This window comes from Kribbella sancticallisti, assembly GCF_039530625.1.
Taxonomy (GTDB): Bacteria; Actinomycetota; Actinomycetes; order Propionibacteriales; family Kribbellaceae; genus Kribbella; species Kribbella sancticallisti.
The window spans coordinates 100167-118394 of record NZ_BAAAOS010000031.1 but is presented as its reverse complement, the minus strand read 5'-3'; the positions used below and the strand labels follow the sequence as shown (position 1 = coordinate 118394).

22 protein-coding genes, 1 pseudogene and 1 riboswitch are annotated in these 18228 nt (G+C 69.5%); of the genes and pseudogenes, 11 read left to right on the top strand and 12 right to left on the bottom strand.

The genetic code is table 11. The features are described from left to right. The first annotated feature begins 26 nt into the window (after nucleotides 1-26). On the top strand, nucleotides 27-1193 hold the full coding sequence (locus tag ABD255_RS22375; RefSeq protein WP_344216979.1) for a glycoside hydrolase 5 family protein: 1167 nt from the start codon (nucleotides 27-29) through the stop codon (nucleotides 1191-1193). A 32-nt stretch (nucleotides 1194-1225) separates the two neighbouring features. Here the strand turns inward: ABD255_RS22375 and ABD255_RS22370 are convergent, their stop codons facing one another. After that, a complete protein-coding gene (locus ABD255_RS22370) occupies nucleotides 1226-1717 on the bottom strand; it encodes an SseB family protein (RefSeq protein ID WP_344216977.1) in 492 nt (163 codons plus the stop codon). A gap of 88 nt (nucleotides 1718-1805) precedes the next feature. On the opposite strand from ABD255_RS22370, the gene ABD255_RS22365 reads away from it, so the two are divergent. Genes ABD255_RS22365 through ABD255_RS22355 form a run of 3 tightly spaced genes read left to right on the top strand, consistent with a single transcriptional unit; the run spans nucleotide 1806 to nucleotide 3885 of the window. Further along, nucleotides 1806-2321 (top strand): hypothetical protein, encoded by a 516-nt coding sequence (locus tag ABD255_RS22365; protein ID WP_344216975.1) that lies wholly within the window; start codon nucleotides 1806-1808, stop codon nucleotides 2319-2321. After that, on the top strand, nucleotides 2308-2970 hold the full coding sequence (locus tag ABD255_RS22360) for a uridine kinase family protein (protein WP_344216973.1): 663 nt from the start codon (nucleotides 2308-2310) through the stop codon (nucleotides 2968-2970). Before ABD255_RS22365 ends, ABD255_RS22360 begins: the two co-directional genes overlap by 14 nt. A 27-nt stretch (nucleotides 2971-2997) precedes the next feature. Further along, complete coding sequence (locus ABD255_RS22355; protein WP_344216971.1) at nucleotides 2998-3885, top strand: aldose 1-epimerase family protein; 888 nt, start codon at nucleotides 2998-3000, stop codon at nucleotides 3883-3885. Here ABD255_RS22355 and ABD255_RS22350 read toward each other — a convergent pair. From ABD255_RS22350 to ABD255_RS22335, 4 genes are read right to left on the bottom strand one after another with little or no spacing between them, the layout of a single operon-like run. Next, nucleotides 3882-4340: a PH domain-containing protein gene (locus ABD255_RS22350; protein ID WP_344216969.1), complete on the bottom strand. Its 459-nt coding sequence runs from the start codon at nucleotides 4338-4340 to the stop codon at nucleotides 3882-3884. The two genes, ABD255_RS22355 and ABD255_RS22350, sit on opposite strands and share 4 nt — an antisense overlap. Beyond that, complete coding sequence (hisG, locus tag ABD255_RS22345) at nucleotides 4328-5173, bottom strand: ATP phosphoribosyltransferase (RefSeq protein WP_344216967.1); 846 nt, start codon at nucleotides 5171-5173, stop codon at nucleotides 4328-4330. Before hisG ends, ABD255_RS22350 begins: the two co-directional genes overlap by 13 nt. A gap of 46 nt (nucleotides 5174-5219) precedes the next feature. Next, entirely contained in the window at nucleotides 5220-5483 is a 264-nt protein-coding gene (locus ABD255_RS22340; protein WP_020390973.1) for a phosphoribosyl-ATP diphosphatase, read from the bottom strand. A 40-nt stretch (nucleotides 5484-5523) separates the two neighbouring features. Further along, complete coding sequence (locus tag ABD255_RS22335) at nucleotides 5524-5709, bottom strand: hypothetical protein (protein ID WP_344216964.1); 186 nt, start codon at nucleotides 5707-5709, stop codon at nucleotides 5524-5526. A 44-nt stretch (nucleotides 5710-5753) separates the two neighbouring features. Here ABD255_RS22335 and ABD255_RS22330 point away from each other — a divergent pair, with 44 nt between their 5' ends. Together ABD255_RS22330 and ABD255_RS22325 are read left to right on the top strand one after the other, a co-directional pair. Continuing rightward, nucleotides 5754-6740, top strand: a complete 987-nt coding sequence (locus tag ABD255_RS22330) for a P1 family peptidase (RefSeq protein WP_344216962.1) — start codon at nucleotides 5754-5756, stop codon at nucleotides 6738-6740. Nucleotides 6741-6832: 92 nt separating this feature from the next. Next, the gene (locus ABD255_RS22325; protein WP_344216961.1) at nucleotides 6833-7579 is read left to right on the top strand and encodes a DUF2382 domain-containing protein; all 747 of its coding nucleotides are present in this window, start codon (nucleotides 6833-6835) and stop codon (nucleotides 7577-7579) included. A 5-nt stretch (nucleotides 7580-7584) separates the two neighbouring features. Here the strand turns inward: ABD255_RS22325 and ABD255_RS22320 are convergent, their stop codons facing one another. After that, nucleotides 7585-8574: a helix-turn-helix transcriptional regulator gene (locus ABD255_RS22320; RefSeq protein ID WP_344216959.1), complete on the bottom strand. Its 990-nt coding sequence runs from the start codon at nucleotides 8572-8574 to the stop codon at nucleotides 7585-7587. 61 nt (nucleotides 8575-8635) lie between these two features. Here ABD255_RS22320 and ABD255_RS22315 point away from each other — a divergent pair, with 61 nt between their 5' ends. Continuing rightward, nucleotides 8636-9592 (top strand): hypothetical protein, encoded by a 957-nt coding sequence (locus ABD255_RS22315; protein WP_344216957.1) that lies wholly within the window; start codon nucleotides 8636-8638, stop codon nucleotides 9590-9592. Between the two features lie 55 nt (nucleotides 9593-9647). Here the strand turns inward: ABD255_RS22315 and ABD255_RS22310 are convergent, their stop codons facing one another. Beyond that, the gene (locus ABD255_RS22310; RefSeq protein WP_344216955.1) at nucleotides 9648-10121 is read right to left on the bottom strand and encodes a carboxymuconolactone decarboxylase family protein; all 474 of its coding nucleotides are present in this window, start codon (nucleotides 10119-10121) and stop codon (nucleotides 9648-9650) included. 167 nt (nucleotides 10122-10288) lie between these two features. Here ABD255_RS22310 and ABD255_RS22305 point away from each other — a divergent pair, with 167 nt between their 5' ends. Next, nucleotides 10289-11179 (top strand): RNA polymerase sigma-70 factor, encoded by an 891-nt coding sequence (locus ABD255_RS22305; RefSeq protein WP_344216954.1) that lies wholly within the window; start codon nucleotides 10289-10291, stop codon nucleotides 11177-11179. Between the two features lie 48 nt (nucleotides 11180-11227). Here the strand turns inward: ABD255_RS22305 and ribH are convergent, their stop codons facing one another. From ribH to ribD, 5 genes are read right to left on the bottom strand one after another with little or no spacing between them, the layout of a single operon-like run. After that, nucleotides 11228-11698 (bottom strand): 6,7-dimethyl-8-ribityllumazine synthase, encoded by a 471-nt coding sequence (gene ribH, locus ABD255_RS22300; RefSeq protein WP_344216952.1) that lies wholly within the window; start codon nucleotides 11696-11698, stop codon nucleotides 11228-11230. Beyond that, nucleotides 11698-12930, bottom strand: coding sequence for a bifunctional 3,4-dihydroxy-2-butanone-4-phosphate synthase/GTP cyclohydrolase II (locus ABD255_RS22295; RefSeq protein ID WP_344216950.1), 1233 nt, complete (start codon nucleotides 12928-12930; stop codon nucleotides 11698-11700). Before ABD255_RS22295 ends, ribH begins: the two co-directional genes overlap by 1 nt. 2 nt (nucleotides 12931-12932) lie before the next feature. Further along, nucleotides 12933-13613 (bottom strand): nicotinamide riboside transporter PnuC, encoded by a 681-nt coding sequence (gene pnuC, locus ABD255_RS22290; protein ID WP_344216948.1) that lies wholly within the window; start codon nucleotides 13611-13613, stop codon nucleotides 12933-12935. Next, nucleotides 13610-14215 carry a riboflavin synthase gene (locus tag ABD255_RS22285; protein WP_344216946.1) on the bottom strand — a complete coding sequence of 202 codons (606 nt, stop codon included), beginning with the start codon at nucleotides 14213-14215 and terminating at the stop codon, nucleotides 13610-13612. The genes pnuC and ABD255_RS22285 overlap by 4 nt, the downstream gene beginning before the upstream one ends. 2 nt (nucleotides 14216-14217) lie before the next feature. After that, nucleotides 14218-15246, bottom strand: a complete 1029-nt coding sequence (gene ribD, locus ABD255_RS22280) for a bifunctional diaminohydroxyphosphoribosylaminopyrimidine deaminase/5-amino-6-(5-phosphoribosylamino)uracil reductase RibD (RefSeq protein ID WP_344216944.1) — start codon at nucleotides 15244-15246, stop codon at nucleotides 14218-14220. Between the two features lie 109 nt (nucleotides 15247-15355). After that, nucleotides 15356-15487: riboswitch (FMN riboswitch) on the bottom strand. A 132-nt stretch (nucleotides 15488-15619) separates the two neighbouring features. Here ribD and ABD255_RS22275 point away from each other — a divergent pair. The 3 genes and pseudogenes from ABD255_RS22275 to ABD255_RS22265 form a co-directional block, all read left to right on the top strand. Continuing rightward, the gene (locus ABD255_RS22275; protein WP_344216942.1) at nucleotides 15620-16534 is read left to right on the top strand and encodes a 2-dehydropantoate 2-reductase; all 915 of its coding nucleotides are present in this window, start codon (nucleotides 15620-15622) and stop codon (nucleotides 16532-16534) included. Beyond that, the gene (locus ABD255_RS22270) at nucleotides 16524-17075 is read left to right on the top strand and encodes a CGNR zinc finger domain-containing protein (protein ID WP_344216940.1); all 552 of its coding nucleotides are present in this window, start codon (nucleotides 16524-16526) and stop codon (nucleotides 17073-17075) included. The genes ABD255_RS22275 and ABD255_RS22270 overlap by 11 nt, the downstream gene beginning before the upstream one ends. Before the next feature lie 192 nt (nucleotides 17076-17267). Further along, nucleotides 17268-18228 (top strand): annotated as a pseudogene (locus ABD255_RS22265) (serine/threonine-protein kinase); the annotation flags it as partial.

Genomic DNA, 18228 nt, shown 5'->3' with positions numbered 1-18228 from the left:
CGCTAAACCGATTTAGCATCCCTGTCATGCTCTCGGATCCCGCCACGCCCCGGTTCGGTGCGAACTACGTCCCGTCCCAGGGCTGGTTCTACAGCTGGCTCGACTACGACCCCGCCGCCACCCGCCGCGACCTGGCGGACCTGGCCGGGCTCGGCCTCGACCACGTCCGGGTGTTCCCGATCTGGCCCTGGATCCAGCCGAACCGGGCGATCATCCGCGAGCGCGCGATCGAGGACCTGCTCGACCTGATCGACGCGGCGGCCGAGAACGGCCTGGCCGTCGCGGTGGACCTGATCCAGGGACACCTGTCGAGCTTCGACTTCCTGCCGTCGTGGGTGCTCACCTGGCACCGCGGCAGCCTGTTCGAGAGCGACCTCGTCCGCGACGGACTGACGGCGTACGTCGAGGCGGTGGCGGGCGCGGTCGCCAGTCGGCCGAACGTCTTCGCGATCACCCTCGGGAACGAGGTGAACAACCTGTGGCCGGACAGCTCGACGACCCCCGCGAGCTCGACCAGCTGGGCCCAGGACCTGCTCGTCGCGGTGAAGAAGGCGGCACCCGAGGTGCTCGCGCTGCACTCGGTGTTCGACGACGCCTGGTACAAGCCGGACCACCCGTTCCACCCGGTGGACGTGGTCGATCTGGGCGAGCTGAGCACTGTCCACTCGTGGGTGTTCAACGGGGTCTCACGAGTGGACGGCCCGCTCGGCCCGGCCACGCTCACGCATGCGGACTACCTGGTCGAGCTGGCGGCAGCCACCTCGCTGGACCCGTCGCGACCCGTCTGGCTGCAGGAGATCGGCGTACCGGGTCCTGACATCCCGCTGGACCTGCAGGCCGAGTTCGTCCGCCGTACGGTCGAGTTGGTCGTGCACAACCCCGCGCTCTGGGGTGTCACCTGGTGGTCGTCGCACGACATCGACCGGCGGTTGCTCGACTTCCCGGACCGGGAGTACGACCTCGGGTTGTTCACCGTCGACCACCAGCGCAAGCCCGCGGCGCAGGCGCTGGCCGACGTGATCGCCGAGGTCCGCGCGAACGGCGTCCAGACACAGCCCGCCACCACGCTCACCGCGCCGCTGAACCTCCGCACCGAACCACACCGCCGCGCGGAGATCGCCCCCGGCAGCTCGTTCCACCTCGAGTGGGTCGCCGCCCGCGAGCAAGGCCCGGTCCGGATCGCACTGCCCTAGCCTCGATCGATCAAGACCTGGACGCGGTCGGGTCACTCCTCGGTTGAGACCCAGGCGTAGTCGCCGTCCTCCAGGCGAACCACCTGCAGGCCGGCGGCCAGGCGCCGTACGTCGTCCGTCTCCAGTACTGCGGGCGCCGGCCCGGCCACGTCGAGGACGATGGCGGCGGCGCCTTCCTGGATCGCGGCGGTGGCTACCAACTGTGACTGGGCGGGCATCGGCCGCGCCTCCGGACTCCACCGGGCCAGGCTCTCCGTGCTTGTGAACGCGAGCAGCGCGTTCCGGCCGTCCTGGCCCTGCAGCAACGCCACGGCCATGTCGGAGGTCTTGTCGTGCGCCAGCCCGCGTTCGTCGTACTCGACCTCGCCCAGCATCGCCACCACCGGCACCAGCAGCCGGGCCTTGGTCAGCGCGGCCAGGATCGCGCCCTGGTTCCCCGCCTGCAGCGCCTGGCTCAGGGCGGGATCGGCCGACCCGTCGTCGTGGTCGAATCCGGTAAAGGCCAGGCGGCGTTCTGGTTGCACCCCGTCATTGTCCCCGGAGGGGCGTTTCAGGGTGGTACCAGGGCTGTTCCCCTCTTGGATCGTGGCTTATCTGTGCAAGCCTGGGTATGTGCCTGACTTCAATGATCTGTCGCTGCTGCCGTTCTGCGTCGGCCTCACGCTGCTCGGCCTGATCGGTTCGTGGGCCGCCTGGCGGCGCCGCGGACTCGCTTCGGGCGTCCGCGGCGTGGCCTGGTCGCTGCTTCCGGTCTCGCTGTACATGACCGGACTGCTCGAGCTGCTCTGGGACGTGGTGAAGAGCGTCACGAGTTGGGTCGCGCACCTGATCTTCTCCCCCACCGTCTGGGCCGGCGTGGCGCTGTTCGGCGTCTCGGTCGTGCTCTACGTGGTCTCCGGCGTCGCCAAGGCCCGCCGCGGCGACGCTCCGGAGAAGACCGCCAAGCCCAAGCCGGCCACTGACGCGCTCGGAGAACTGACCGCCTCCGGACCGCCGCCCGCCAGCGTCACGCCGTCGAAGCAGGACAAGCAGAGCAAGCCCGCGAAGGCCCCCAAGGCGGCGAAGGGCCAGGAGTCGTCGGAGTTCGACGAGATCGAGGACATCCTTAAACGCCATGGCATCAACTGAACGCCTGACCAGCGACCCCCTGACCATCGACAGCCTGCTGGACCACGCGCTGTCCACCCCTGCCCGGCTCGGCCGGACCAGGCTGATCAGCATCGACGGCCCGGCCGGATCCGGGAAGAGCACCTTGGCCGACCGCTTCGCCGCGCGTGCGGAGGCGCGCGGCCTGCACACCCTGGTGCTCCGCATGGACGACCTGTACGACGGCTGGGACGGCGCGGTGCGCGGTTTCGGCCTGCTGCGGGACCACGTGCTGAAGCGCCTGGCTGACGGCCGCGAAGGCCGCTACCGCCGGTACGACTGGAAGACCGGCGCGTACGCCGAGTTGCACGTGGTGCCGGTCACCCTCGACCTGCTGATCGTCGACGGCGTCACCTCCTGCGACCGGGACGCCGAGCCCTGGCAGTCGCTGCAGGTGTGGATCGAGACCAGCAACGAGGTCCGGATGCACCGCGGCATCGAACGCGACGGCGAGGCGCTGCGCGACCAGTGGCTGGAGTGGATGCGCTGGGAGCGCGACCACTTCGCCGTCGAGCACACCCGTGAGCGGGCCCAGGTGATCGTCGACGGCGACCCGGCCGTCCCGCACTCCCCAGACACCGAACTCATCGTCAAGTCGATCAACCTCACCCACGACTCCGCCGCCTCCTGAAGGGCCGCCTCCTGAAAGGATGGAGGCATGATCTTGCCTTCAGGGGAACAGTGGACGATCAGGTCCGGCGCGTACTCCGGAACCGTGGTGAGCGTCGGCGGAGGACTCCGCGGGCTCTCGCACGACGGCCGCGAGGTGCTCGTCGGGTATCCCGAGAACGAGCCGGCCCGGGCCGGGATCGGCCAGCACCTGTTCCCGTGGCCGAACCGGGTCACCGACGGGAAGTACACCTTCCGCGGCGTCGACCAGCAACTCCACCTGAGTGAGCCCACCCGGTCCAACGCGATCCACGGCCTGACCCGCTGGGCGAACTGGGAGCGGGTGGACGACGGCACCGACGAGTCGGTCGTCGAGGTCGCCTACCGGTTGCACGGTCAGCCGGGTTATCCGCACCAGCTCGACCTGAGCCTCGGCTACCACCTCGACGCTTCCAACGGCTTGACCGTCACCGCCCGGGCGAAGAACGTCGGCGCCGACGAGGCGCCGTACGGGTACGGCACGCATCCGTACCTGACGGTCGGCCGCCGGATCGACGAGTGCGAACTGGAGTTCACGGCCGACCACTGGCTCGAGGTGACCCCGGACCGGCTGAGCCCGATCGGACTCGCGCCGGTCGCCGATTCGCAGTACGACTTCAGCCAGGCGCGGCTGGTGCAGGATCTCGACATCGACAACGCGTTCACCGGGTTGCCGCGCAGTTGGGAGGTGCGGCTGACCGATCCCGCCACCGGCAACACCGCCCGCCTGACCAGCGACACCAAGTGGATGCAGCTCTACACGGCCAACGCGCTCGACCGGGTCGGCCTCGCGGTGGAACCGATGACGTGCCCGCCCGACGCGTTCAAGACCGGCGACGACCTGGTCGTGCTCGCCCCTGGGGACGAGCACACCACCAGTTTCCGGGTGAGCGTCTAGCCGGCGCCGTGCGAGCGGGCCACGGCCGCCAGTTCCTTGGCGGCTTTGCCGGCCCGCTCCCCTTCGGACGCCTGCACCGCGAGCACGCCCAGGCGGTTGCCTTCGGCATCGAACAGCTGGAGCCACGGGTCACCGGCGCGGAACCGCAGCGCCTTCACGTCGGTCCAGTCGAAGCGGTAGCTCTTGAACACGTTGCGGATCCGCAGCCCGTCGTCGTACGCCGTGACGCGGACCGTCCCCATCCGGTAGAGCAGCCAGAGGACCGTGCCGAAGAAGGCCAGCAGGGTGAGCCGCTGGAACAGGGTGAAGGTGTCCCGGGCATCGTCGGACAGCCGGAACCAGATCACCCCGAAGATGGCGACGATCGACAGTCCCATCGCGCCGGCCATCATCGCGATGATCCAGGGATGGAAGGTCCACAGCGCCTTCGAGGTGGTCACGCTCAGATCCGGCACGCGTGGATGTCCGTCGTCAGGATCGCGCGCGCGCCGACCTCCCAGAGCTGGTCCATGATCCGCTGTGCGTCGGCTCGGAGCACCATCACCCGGACGGCGACCCAGCCTTCCCGATGAAGCGGCGACACCGTCGGCGACTCGAGGCCGGGCGCGACCGCGTTCGCCGCCTCGACCGCCTCGGCGCGGATGTCGTAGTCCATCATCACGTAGTTGCGCGCGACCAGGACGCCCTCCAGCCGGCGGACCAACTGCTCCAGCCCGGCGGGGTGGTCGACCCCGTTCCGCTTGATCAGCACGGCCTCGGACTTGAGGATCACGTCGCCGAACACCTCGAGCCCGGCCTGGCGCAGCGTCGTACCGGTCTCGACGACGTCGGCGATCACGTCGGCGACACCGAGCTGGACCGCGGACTCGACCGCGCCGTCCAGCTTCACCACGGCGGCGTTGACGCCGTTCTCCTCGAGGTGGTCGCTGAGGATGCCGGCGAACGAGGTGGCGATCCGCTTGCCCTCCAGGTCCTTCACCGACTGCGCGACGCCCGGCCGGCCGGCGAACCGGAAGGTCGAGCCGCCGAAGCCCAGCTCCAGGATGGTGTCGGCGGCGGCGTGCGAGTCGAGCACCAGGTCACGCCCGGAGATGCCGACGTCGAGGGTGCCCTCGCCGACGTACACGGCGATGTCGCGCGGGCGCAGGTAGTAGAACTCGACCCCGTTGTCGGGGTCGGTCAAAGACAGGTCCTTGGTGGTCCGGCGCTGCCGGTAGCCGGCCTCGCTCAGGATGGATGTCGCGGCCTCGCTCAGCGAGCCCTTGTTCGGTACTGCGACGCGCAGCATGAAACGGCCAATCTGTAGAGGTGAACCGGGTGATCTGTCGGGACTCCTACAGATGTCGGTACACGTCGTCGAGGCTCAGGCCCAGCGCGTGCATCATCACCTGAGCGTGGTAGAGCAGCTGGCTCAGCTCCTCCGCGGCCCGTTCCTTGCCTTCGTGCTCGGCGGCCATCCAGGACTCGGCGGCCTCCTCGACCAGCTTCTTGCCGATCGTGTGCACGCCGGCGTCCAGCGCGGCCACCGTGCCGGAGCCCTCCGGTCGGGTCAGCGCCTTCTCGCCCAGCTCGGCGAACAGTTCGTCAAAGGTCTTCATCGCAGGCTCAGCCTAGAGGTCGGCGGCCGGGAGGTTGCGCTCAGGTCTCGCTCTCCGGACCTTCCCGCCGGGCCACGCGCAGGCTCCGGGGCGCCGAGTGGGCGTCGCCGTACCAGGCGTGACGCTCGGTGAGCAGCCGTTTCACGATCCCGAAATCCAGTTCGTCGCCCTCCTCGCGCAGTGGAACGGCGGCGGATAGAAGCAGTCCCCCAGCAGCATCCGGCAACTTTCTCGACCATCCGCCCGGCGAGAACGCCTAATCTTCCCCCCATGCCTCCTTCTCAGCCGCCGGCCCGTGCTCGTGACCTCGGCGTCCTGATCGGCACCCTCCCGACCGGCCCGCTGAACGCGATCACCGACGTGCCCGGCGTGCGGGTCGGCCAGACCACGATCGACGACGGCGCCGACCTGCACACCGGGGTGACGGCGATCGTGCCCGCCGACTATCGCGGGCTGCCCGCGGCGGTTGCGGTCGGCAACGGGTACGGGAAGCTGGTCGGCTCCACCCAGGTCGACGAACTCGGCGTGATCGAGACGCCGATCCTGCTCACCGGCACGCTGTCGGTCTTCCGGGTCGCCGACGCGCTGCTGACCTGGCTGCTCGACCGTGACCCGGCGGCGACCAGCCTCAACCCGGTGGTCGGCGAGACCAACGACGGCTTCCTGTCCGACATCCGGCGCCGCCCGATCACCCCCGAGCACGTCGTCGCCGCCCTCGACTCCGCCTCTGCCGACCTCCCGGCCGAAGGTTGCGCCGGCGCCGGTACGGGCACCTGTGCCCTGGGTTTCAAAGCGGGCATCGGCACCGCGTCCCGCCGACTGAGCAACGGCGGCGTGCTGGGGGTCCTGGTGCAGGCGAACTTCTCGGGGACCCTGACCGTGCTCGGCACGCCGATTCCGGCGACCGAGGCGGTCGGGGAACCTGGTGGCAACTCGTGCATGATCGTCGTCGCGACCGATCTCCCGCTCGACGCCCGGCAACTCGGGCGGGTGGCCCGACGCGCGGTGTTCGCGATGGGCAGGGTGGGCTCCGACTTCGCCCCCGGCAGCGGCGACTACGCGATCGCCTTCAGCACGACGCGATCGGCAGCCTTCGACGAAGGTGAACTACGCGGGGTGTTCCAAGCGACCACCGAAGCGGTCGAAGAGGCCTTGCTCAACTCGTTGACCGCAGCCCACTCCGTCACCGGCTACCAGGGCCACACTCGGTATGCGGTACCGCATCATCTGGTGACCGCCGCCAGTACTCAGCTCTAGGAATCGCCAACTGCACAAGATTTCTCCGGCCTGGCAGGGATAGCGGGGTGATCCGGGGGTACCGCGTCCGCTTCCGACCCAGGAGGTGCAGGATGCTCACCAACGAGCAAGTCAGAGACGTGATCGGCAGCGACGCGTACGATCCGGCGGGCGACAAGATCGGGCGGGCCGACGAGGTCTACCTGGACGACGACACCGGCCGGCCCGAGTTCGTCGCGGTACACACCGGGCTGTTCGGGATGAACACGTCGCTGGTGCCGATCGCCGAGGCGTCGTACGAGAACGACCGGCTGGTGCTGCCGTACGACAAGGACCGGATCAAGGGCGCGCCGAACATCAAGCCGGACTCCGGGCACTTGAGCCCCGACGAGGAGCAGACTCTCTACGACTACTACGGGATGGCGTACTCGTCGGGCAACGGCCGGCACTCCGAGGGTGAGGATGTCTCCGGGCCCGAGACGGACGAGGCGATGACGCGGTCGGAGGAGCGGCTCTCCGTCGGCACGCAGCAGCAGGAGGCGGGCCGGGCGCGGCTGCGCAAGTACGTGGTGACCGAGGAGGTGCAGCAGACCGTGCCGGTACGCCGGGAGCGCGCGGTGGTGGAACGCGAACCGATCACCGACGGCAACGTCGACCAGGCGATGTCCGGGGCGGACCTGTCCGAGGAGGAGCACGAGGTGGTGCTCCACCAGGAGACTCCGGTGGTGGAGAAGCGCACCGAACCGGTGGAGCGGGTGCGGTTGTCAACCGAGACCGAGGTGGACCAGGAGACGATCTCGGAGGACGTGCGCAAGGAGCGGATCGAGGCCGAAGGCGAGCTCGACCGTCGCGACCGCTGAGGCGGTCAGGTGGGCTGCGGCCCGTCCGCGTAGAGCTCCAGCAGGGAGCGCGCGAGGCGGGCCAGTTCATCGCGCAGTTCCGCCGGTTCGAGAACCTCCAGCAGGTCGCCGTAGCGGATGAACTGGGCGGCGGCGTTGCCGAGGGACTCGATCGGTACCGCGACCGTGACGCTGCCGTCGTCGGCCGGTCCGGCGCCGGTGTCGGCGATCGCCTTGAGCAGCACCGCCGCCGAGAGATCCGCCAGCCGGGCCACCAGCGGCGCTGAGATCCGAACCACCGCCTGGCCGGTGATGCGGCGTCGCTCGAACTGGTCCAGATGCTCCTGCCAGTGCCGGGCGAGGTCGAAGTCGGCCGGGCGGCTGAACTCCTCGTCGGTGGGAGCCAGTTGCAGGATGTTCGAGACGCGGTACGTGCGGACACCCCCGGGCGCGGCCGCGACGACGTACCAGCTGCCGTGTTTGAGGACGAGCCCGTACGGCTCGAGCGTGCGTTCCACCTCGCGGGGCGCTTCCCAGCGTCGGTAGAGCACCTTGATCCGCCGGTCTTGCAGGACCGCCTCGGCCACCGCGGCCAGGTACGGCGAAGTCTCGGCCTCGCGGTACCACGCGGGCATGTCGAGGTGGAACCGGTTCTTCAGTCGCCCGGCGCGATCCCGCTGATCGGGCGCGAGCGCGGCCAGCAGCTTGAGCTCGGCCGCACTCGTCTGCTCGGTGAGCCCGAGCGCGGCCGCGGGACCGGGCATACCGACCAGGAAGAGAGCGGCCGCCTCCCCCTCGGTGAGCCCGGTGAGCTTGGTGCGATAGCCGTCGACCAGGCGGTAGCCCCCGGCGCGGCCCTGGTCGGCGTACACCGGGACGCCGGCGGCGGCGAGCGCGTCGACATCGCGGTAGATCGTGCGCAGCGAGACCTCGAGCTCCTCGGCCAGTTCACGGGCGGTCAACTGACGGCGCGTCTGCAGCAGCAACAGGATCTGCAACAGCCGGCTCGAACGCATGCTTCGAGGTTAGCGCCAAACACTGCCACTCGCTGTCAGGTATAGCCGCCAGGCTGGTCCCATGACGACTTGGACCAAAGAAACCGGCGACTTCGACTTCCTGAACGGCCACTTCGACGTCCGGCACCGGACGCTGACCAAGGTCTTCGTCGGCAGCGACGACTGGCAGGAGTTCGACGGCACCTGCAGCGCCCGGACCCACTTCGACGGGGCGATCAGCATCGACGAGATGCAGTTCCCGACCAAGGGCTCGTACGGGATGTCGGTGCGGCTGTTCGACCCGGTGAGCAAGGACTGGACGATCTACTGGATCAGCAGCAAGACGATGGAGGTCCAGCCACCCGTGAAGGGCGGCTGGCAGGACGGGTCCTGCTGGCTGGTCGGTGAGGAGGTACTCGACGGCCGGAAGATCCTGGTCAGCTACGCCTGGTCCGACATCACCGAGACCACCGCGCACTGGGAGCAGTCCTTCTCCGACGACGGCGGCGAGACGTGGGAGGTCAACTGGACGATGGACTTCACCCGGCGCGACACCGAGCCGCCGCGGGTCGACCTGCCCAAGCCGACCGGCGACTTCGACTTCCTGGTCGGTGAGTGGGACATCCACAACGAGCGCCGCAAGCCGGCCCTGGGCGAGCCGGCGCAGTGGTACGAGGTGCCCGCCACCATGAAGGTCTACAGCTACTTCGACGGCGCGATCAGCTTCGATGAGGGCTGGTTCCCGACCGAGGGCTTCCGGGGCGCGACGCTGCGGCTGTTCAACCCGGAGACGAAGCGTTGGTCGATCCACTGGATCAACAGCCTGCGCGGGAAGCTGGAGACTCCGGTGCGGGGTTCCTTCGGCGCCGACGGCCTGGGGATCTTCGAAGGCCCGGACGAGTGGGAGGGCCAACCGATCGACGTCCGCTTCCTGTGGACGCCCGGCACCGACCAGGCCTCCTGGGAGCAGTTCTTCTCCACCGACGGCGGCCAGACCTGGGTGCCGAACTGGAAGATGACCCACACGCGCACGGCGTGAAGACATCCTGGCCCTTCCCCCACCGCGAAGGGGGGAAGGGCCGGGGCTTGCTGTTTCAGCCGAACTGGCCGGGCTGGTAGTCGCCGACGGGCTGCTGCACGGCGACGTTCAGCCGGTTGGCCGTGTTGATGAACGCGATCAGGCACACCAAGGCGGCGAGTTGGTCCTCGTCGTAGTGCTTGGCGGCGTCCAGCCAGGCCTCCTCCGTCACACCGCCGGCAGCGTCGGCGATCCGGGTGGCCTGTTCCGTCAGCTCCAGCGCCGCACGCTCGGCGTCACTGAACTGAGGCGCCTCCCGCCAGGCCGCGACCAGATTGATGCGGGTGGCGGAGTCCCCGGCGTGGGCGGCGTCCTTGCTGTGCATGTCGGTGCAGACCGCGCAGCCGTTGATCTGACTGGCCCGGAGCGTCACCAGGTGCTGCGTCGCCACGGGCAGCGTCGAGCCCTTGATCTCCTTGCCCGCCGAGTGGAGGTATTTCAGGATCTTGGCCGCGACCGGGTTGGCCATCAGGTTCATGCGAGCTTCCATCATGTTCTCCTTGTTGTCGTGGCTGTCGGACACAAGGCGCTCGCCGGTCGATGCTTGTGACGGTCCGGCTACGTGACGTACACCACCGGGCGGAGATGTCACAGCGGACCGGGAACCGGCGTCTTGTGCGTGTGCCACAGTCGAGAGCGAACAGACAGGAGCCACCGATGAGCGACCGCACCGACTCCGCCACCGCGGCTTTCGTTGCCCACCGCAACCTGCTCTTCACCGTCGCCTACGAGATGCTCAGCTCGGCCGCCGACGCCGAGGACGTACTGCAGGAGACCTGGCTGCGCTGGGCGGACGTCGATCTCGCCACGGTGCGGGACCAGCGGGCCTACCTGGTCCGGATCACCACCCGCCAGGCGCTCACCCGGCTACGCACGCTTGGCCGGCGCAGGGAGTCGTACGTCGGTTCCTGGCTGCCCGAGCCGCTGCTGACCGCGCCCGACGTGGCCGACGACGTCGAACTGGCCGAGAGCGTCTCGATGGCGATGCTGCTGGTGCTGGAAACCCTCACGCCGACCGAGCGGGCGGTGTTCGTGCTCCGCGAGGTCTTCGCTCTGGGGTACGACGAGATCGCCGAGGCCGTCGACAAGACGCCGGCCACGGTCCGCCAGATCGCCCACCGGGCGCGTAACCACGTCGGCGCGCGGCGGCCGCGCGGAGTGACTTCCCCGGCCCAGGCCAAGGGTGCGCTCGAGGCGTTCCAGCGGGCGGTCGAGACGGGCGACCTGCAGAGCCTGCTCGACCTGCTCGCGCCGGACGTGGTGCTCCTGGGTGACGGCGGCGGAGTCAAGCAAGCCGTGCCGCGACCGATCATGGGGGCGGACAAGGTGGCTCGCCTGCTGACGGCCGGCTTCCACCGGGTGGGTGCTCAGCTGTCGGTCGAGCCGGTGCAGGTGAACGGCTGCCCGGCTCTGGCTGTCCGGCTGGACGGCGAGCTCGACGGTGTGATGGCGATGCGCTTCGACGACGGCCTCGTCACCGGCTTCTACTACGTGCGCAACCCCGACAAGCTCTCGCGGATGCACAGCGAGACCGTCGTCAGCCGCTGAACCCTTTCCGCCGCCGGGCCACGTCGCGTGGCCCCGCGGCGTTCTCCTTCAGAGTGCGCGGGTCGCGAGCAGGGTGGACAAGGCCGCTTGAGCCGACTCGTAGCCCTTGTCCTCGCGGCTGTCCGGCAGGCCCGCCCGGTCCAGCGCCTGCGGGTCGTTGTCGCAGGTGAGCAGCCCGAACCCGACCGGTACTCCGGTGTCCGTGGCAACCCGCATCAGCCCGTCGGTCGCGGCCTGGCAGACGTACTCGAAGTGCGGCGTGTCCCCGCGGATGACCACGCCCAGCGCGACCACCGCGTCGTACCCGCCCTTGGCCGCGTGCAGTGCGGCGACCGGAAGCTCGAACGACCCCGGGACCCGGACCACCTTGTAGTCGGTGACGCCGGACTCGGTCAGGGCCCGCTCGGCCCCGGCGACCAGGGCGTCGGTCACCTTCGGGTGCCACTGGGCCGCGATGACCGCGACCCGGACGCCCTCAGCGCGCGGGATCTCGATGGTGGGTGCTCCACTGCCCGACATCAGCCGGCTCCGTTCTCGTCAGTACCGGTGGGCAGGTGGTGACCCATCCGGTCACGCTTGGTCCGCAGGTACCGCAGGTTGTGTTCGGTCGGATCGATCGAGATGCCCCGGCGCTCGACCACGTCGATGCCGTAGCCCTGGACGCCGGACAGCTTGTCCGGGTTGTTCGTCAGCAGCTTCACCGAGGTGAACCCCAGGTCGGCCAGGATCTGCGCGCCCGTGCCGTAGTCCCGAGCGTCGGCCGGCAGGCCGAGGTCGAGGTTCGCGTCGACCGTGTCGCGGCCCGTGTCCTGGAGCGCGTACGCCTGCAGCTTGTGCAGGAGGCCGATCCCACGGCCCTCGTGGCCGCGCTGGTAGACCACGACGCCGCCCTCGGCCGCGACCTGGCGCATCGCCTCGTCCAGTTGCGGACCACAGTCGCAGCGCAGCGAGCCGAAGACGTCACCCGTCAGGCACTCGGAGTGCAGCCGGACCAGCGTCGGGCCATCCCCGATCTCACCGCGGACCAGAGCCAGTTGCTCGGACCCGTCGACGGTGTTCCGGTAGCCGTGGGCAACGAAATCGCCGTACTGAGTCGGCAGCGTGGTGGTGGCCACCCGCTGAATCTGGCTCTCGGTCCGGCGCCGGTAGCGGATCAGGTCCGCGATCGAGACCAGCACCAGGCTGTGCTCGTCGGCGAATTCGCGCAGGTCCCCGCCGCGCTTCATCGTGCCGTCGTCGTTCACCAGTTCGGAGATCACCGCGGCCGGTGTCAGTCCCGCGAGCCGCGCCAGGTCGATCGAAGCCTCCGTGTGTCCCGGCCGGACCAGGACGCCGCCCTCGCGAGCGCGCAGGGGGAAGATGTGCCCGGGCTGGACCAGGTCGTACGGTTCGCTGGCCGAGTCGGCGAGCACCTTGATCGTCCTGGCCCGGTCCGCCGCCGAGATCCCGGTGGCGATGTTGTCCCGCGCGTCGACAGAGATCGTGTAAGCCGTCCGAAGTTTCTCGCGGTTGTTCGGGGTCATCAACGGGATGCCGAGCCGGTCGAGCTCGGCCGCCTCCATCGGTACGCAGACGACACCGGAGCTGTAGCGGATCAGGAATGCCAGGAGTTCCGGCGTCGCCTTGGAGGCCGCGAAGATGAGGTCGCCCTCGTTCTCGCGGTCCTCGTCGTCCACCACGATGACCGGCCGGCCGGCGCGGATCTCGTCGATCGCATGCTCGATCGTGTCCAGCTTGAGTACTTCACCCATGATCAGCCCACCACCACTGGCTCAGGCGTGGACGTTGTCGCCGACGCGCGATTCTGGATCCGCCACCAGGCGACGAATCCGATGACACAGAACAGCCCGTAGACGACGTACATGGCAGCCGACGGGTAGAACTTGGCCTGCACGAGCAGCGGTACGCCGACGACGTCCACCGCGATCCAGATCAGCCAGAACTCCACGAAGCCACGGGCCATGCCGTACGTGGCCAGGATCGAACCGGTCAGAATCCAGGCGTCCCACTGCGGTCCCCAGGAGCCCAGCGCCTTCAGCACCGGGTAGGCGATCGCGTAGAGGACCACTGCGGCGCCGAGCAACTCGATGCGCTCTCTCGTGGTCGCCCAGCGCGGGTTCACGCCGGTGGACGCGCCGCCGTGGCGGGTCTGGTACCAGCGGTACCACCCGTACAGGCTGACCAGCGCGAAGAAGATCTGCCGTCCGGCCTGACCCCACAGGTCCTTGTCCTGCGGGGTGTCGAACAGCCCGCCGACGAACACGGTGAACAGCAAGACGTTGCCGATGATGCCGACGGGCCAGGCCGCGACCAGCCGGCGCATCCCGAACAGCGCGCTGCCGAGCCCGAAGACGTTGCCGACGATCTCTCGGACCAGGACCGGCGAGCCGGCGATGGTCACCTGCTCGTGCAGCAACCAGTCGAAGAAGTTCATTCCTTGCCTCCAACCAGCAAGCGCTCTACGTACTTCGCGATGACGTCGACCTCGAGGTTCACGGTGTCGCCGACTTTGTTGCGCCCGAGCACGGTCAGCTCGAGAGTGGTGGGGATTAGGCTGATACCGAACGTCCCGGTGCTGTCGTCGACGTCCGTCACGGTCAGGGAGACCCCGTCGACCGCGATCGAGCCCTTCTCGGCGACGTACCTGAGCAGCTCCGGGGCGGCCGCGATCCGGACCAGCTCCCAGTGCTCGGCCGGTTCGCGGCTCGCGATCGTGCCGACGCCGTCGACGTGTCCCTGGACGATGTGGCCGCCGAGCCTCGCGTGGGCGGTGACAGCGCGCTCCAGGTTCACCGTGGCGCCCTTGGTGGCGCTGCCGAGGCTGGTGCGCTGCAGCGTCTCGCGCATCACGTCCGCGGTGAAGGTGCCGTCGCCGGTGCCGACCACCGTCAGGCAACAGCCGTTCACCGAGATCGAGTCGCCGTGGCCGGCGTCCTCGGTCACCTTCGGGCCTCGGATGGTGAGCCGGGCGGCGTCACCTTCCAGCAGGTCGAGCGCCTCGACGGTGCCGAGCTCTTCGACGATTCCGGTGAACATGGTCAGGCCTTCCTGTGCGGGGTGAGCGTGAGCCGGACGTCGTCGCCGAGACGAGTGACGTCCGCAAGGGTGAAGCGCCGGAGCTGGCCGATAGATTCCGCGCCCAGGTCCCCGACGGCGGAGAAGCCGGAGCCGAGCAGCGCCGGCGCGACGTACGCGACCACCTGGTCGACCAGGCCGGCGCGCAGGAACGCGGCCGCGAGGGTCGGGCCGCCCTCGAGCCAGAGGTGCCGGATCTGGCGGTCGTCCAGCTGGCGCAGTACCTCGGCGGGATCGTGCGTCGGGAGCAGCAGCGTCTCGGCCCGGTCGTTGCGGACCCGGGCGGTCGCCGGGATGTCGCGGTCGCCGACGACGACGCGGAGCGGTTGGCGGACTGTCGGCCGGTTCTGCTCGTCCCGGGCGGTCAGCTCCGGATCGTCGGTCAGCACGGTCTGGGTGCCGACCGCGATCGCGTCGCACTCGGCCCGCTTCCGGTGCACGTCGGCGCGCGCGGCCTCGCCGGTGATCCACTTGCTCGACCGGTCCGGCGCCGCGCTGCGGCCGTCGAGGGTGGTGGCGAACTTCCAGGTGACGAACGGGCGGCCCACCCGGACGCTGTGCAGCCAGACGTGGTTGACCGCCTCGGCCTCAGCCTCGAGCACGCCTTGCTCGACGACGATGTCCTTGGCCCGCAGCTTCTCGGCGCCACCCGCCGCAAGCCGGTTCGGATCCGGTACGGCGTACACGACGCGGGCGACACCCGCCGCGATCAAGGCGTCGACACAGGGCCCGGTCCGGCCGGTGTGGTTGCACGGCTCCAGCGTCACGTACGCCGTACCGCCGCGGGCGCGGTCGCCGGCCATCCGAAGCGCCTCGACCTCGGCGTGCGGGCCGCCGCTGCGGGCGTGGAATCCCTCGCCGACGGGATGCCCGTCCCGGGCGGTGATGACACAACCGACCACCGGGTTCGGATGGGTGCTGCCGAGGCCGCGGGCGGCGAGGTCGACGGCACGCCGCATCCAGGCGACGTCGATCGGCGAAGCGTTCTTCACTGACGGTCCCTCGTTGTCACGGACGCGTCCCGAGAAATGACCAGCGCCATGGCAACCGACGCGTGCGTCCCCCACCCACGCCACGCGCAGGCGGAGCACACCCGCCGATCGCGTGCGCCTCCCATCCGGACTTTCACCGTCGGTCCTGGAATTCCACCAGGTCAACCGGCCGAGATGTTGCTACGGCCGGGTCGCGGACTATCACCGCCGGTTCGGAATTACACCGACCCCGGAGCACGCGAGTGGGTTCACTCGTACTTGAAGTGTGCCACGCCCGAGCAATCCCGCCAGGATCTGGGTCACATCCTGGACCCGCTGATTCCCCGGAGCCCTGAGATGTTGCTGTTACCGGGTTGATCGGTAACATGCGGGGATGACGACTTTCGCGGTGCTGGGGACTGGTGGCGTTGGTGGGTACTTCGGTGGGCGGCTGGCCGCGGCCGGGCATGAGGTGAGTTTTGTTGCCCGGGGCGATCATCTGGCGGCGCTGCGGCGGGACGGTCTGGTGGTGGAGAGCGTGGCGGGAGACTTCTCTCTGGAGACGGTCCGGGCCACCGATGACACCGGGGAGATCGGCGAGGTCGACTATGTGCTGCTGGGTGTGAAGACGTGGCAACTCGAGCCCGCGATCGCGTCGCTGAAGCCGCTGATCGGCGCCGGCACCGCGGTGGTCACCACCCAGAACGGGGTCGAGGCTCCTCAGCAGGTCGCCGACGTGGTCGGCCGGGAGGCGGTGATTCCGGGAGCGGTCGAGGTGATCGCGTTCCTCGACGGGCCGGGGCGGGTGCGCCAGATCGGTGGCGGCGGGAAGTTGACGTTCGCCGAGTGGGACAGCCAGTCGAGCCCGCGGGTCGAGCGGCTGCGCGACGCCTTGGATGGCTCCGGGCTGATCGCTTCCGTCTCCTCCGACATCTGGGCCGCGCTGTGGAAGAAGTTCCTCGCCCTCGGCTCGGTGGGCGCGATCGCGACGCTCGCCGACGCCCCCTTCGGCGTACTTCGGACCCTGCCGGGCACTCGCCAGTTGATCCTCGACAGCATGGGCGAGATCCAGCGGGTCGCCGCGGCCCGGGGTGTCCAGTTGCCCGCCGACAGTGTCGACACGACGATGGCCTTCCTCGACAGCCTGCCGCCGGCGGGGACCACCTCGCTGCAGCGCGACCTGATCGCGCGCAAGCCGTCCGAACTGGAAGCATGGACCGGCGCCATCGTCCGTCTCGGCCGCGAGGCCGGAGTACCAACGCCACTCAACGACGTCCTGTACGAACTGGCGAGTGCGCGTGGCCGTTGACCTGCTGACGTTCCCGTTCATCAGTGGACGCCACGCCCTCGACTTCGTCGGCACGGTCGGCAAGCGGGGGTCCGCGGACATCGAGCGGTTGCAGACCGCGGACGATCTGGCTCGCTGGTCCGAGGAGGCCGGTCTCGGCCGTTCCATCGCCGACGACGCGGACTTGGAGGCGGCTCGGCGGCTGCGGGAAGCGCTGTATTCCTTGGTGTTGTCGACGCTAGGGGATGATCCGGCTCGGCCTGTGGACGTGGCTGTCGTGAACGAGTTCGCCTCGGTTGAGACGGCTGCTCCGTCGTTGGGACTGCGGTCGGGGACGATCTACCGGAAGGACTCGGCCGCGCCGGCGAGCGCAGTACTGGCTGTGGTCGCGCGGGACGGGATCGATCTGCTCACCGGTCCCGACGCGGCGCTGATCCGCGACTGTGAAGACCCCACCTGCACGCTGCTCTTCGTCGACACCAGTCGCAGCCACCGCCGCCGCTGGTGCTCGATGAACAGATGCGGCGCGCGGGCGAAGATGCGCACGCTCCGGTCGACCTGAGCAAAGCCCGTGGGTGCGCAGAGCCTGGGAAAAGCCCGCGCACCCACGGACGATCATCAGAGATTCACGTGATCCCGTTCACTCGTCGTGGCAGTACTGGCCCAGCGAAACAACGGACCAGACCAGAACGGGTGGGCTTCGATGGTGCTCTAACTGATCGGCCGCACCGGTGGACCGGTACCTTCGTGCCTCGTGGAAGCGTTTGCTGGGCGGTACGTGCTGATCGATCTGGTCGGCACCGGCGGGATGGGGTCGGTCTGGCGGGCCTGGGACCTGCGGCGGAAGGGGTACGTCGCGGCGAAGGTGCTCGGGCAGCACGACGCGGCGACGCTGCTGCGGTTCGTCCGGGAGCAGTCGCTGCGGATCGACCACCCGCATGTGGTCGCGCCGCACGGGTGGGCCGCGGACGACGACAAGGTCGTGTTCGCGATGGACCTGGTCCGGGGTGGATCCGTCGCCACCTTGCTCGGCGACCACGGCCCGCTGCCGGAGTCGTACGTCGCCGTCTTGCTCGATCAACTGCTGCACGGGCTCTCGGCGGTCCATGCCGCGGGCATCGTGCACCGCGATCTCAAGCCCGCCAACCTGCTGCTGGACGCCACCGGTACCGGGCGTCCTCATCTGCGGCTCTCGGACTTCGGGGTGGCCGGTCTGCTCGACGAGCCCCGGATGACCCGCCACAGCACGGTCCTCGGCACTCCCGGCTACATCGCGCCTGAACAGCTGGCAGGTGCCGACCCGGACCCGCGCCAGGACCTCTACACAGTCGGAGCAGTAGCCGCCGAACTGCTGACCGGCATCCGGCCCGACCACACCGGCGCCCTCCCCGCGGTCTCAGGCTCCCTCGCTGAGCTGATCCAGGCTCTTACCGAGACCACCCCCGACGCACGCCCCTCCTCCGCCGCCGCAGCCGGCCGCCTCCTAGCCCAAACCGCCCTACTACCCGCCCCCCAGACAACTCCCTGGTCCACCCAACCCGACCCACCCGAGGTCTTCGACCAACTCCCACCCCTCCCCACCAACTGGACCCCCACCGGCCCGGCCCCGAGACCACCCGAGGCGCGATCCGGCGCGGCAGCCTCCAGTGCTCCCGCGCCGGCGCCCGCCCCCCTGGCACCAGCCCGCGTCCCGGCCCCCACAGCGCCTGCTGCCC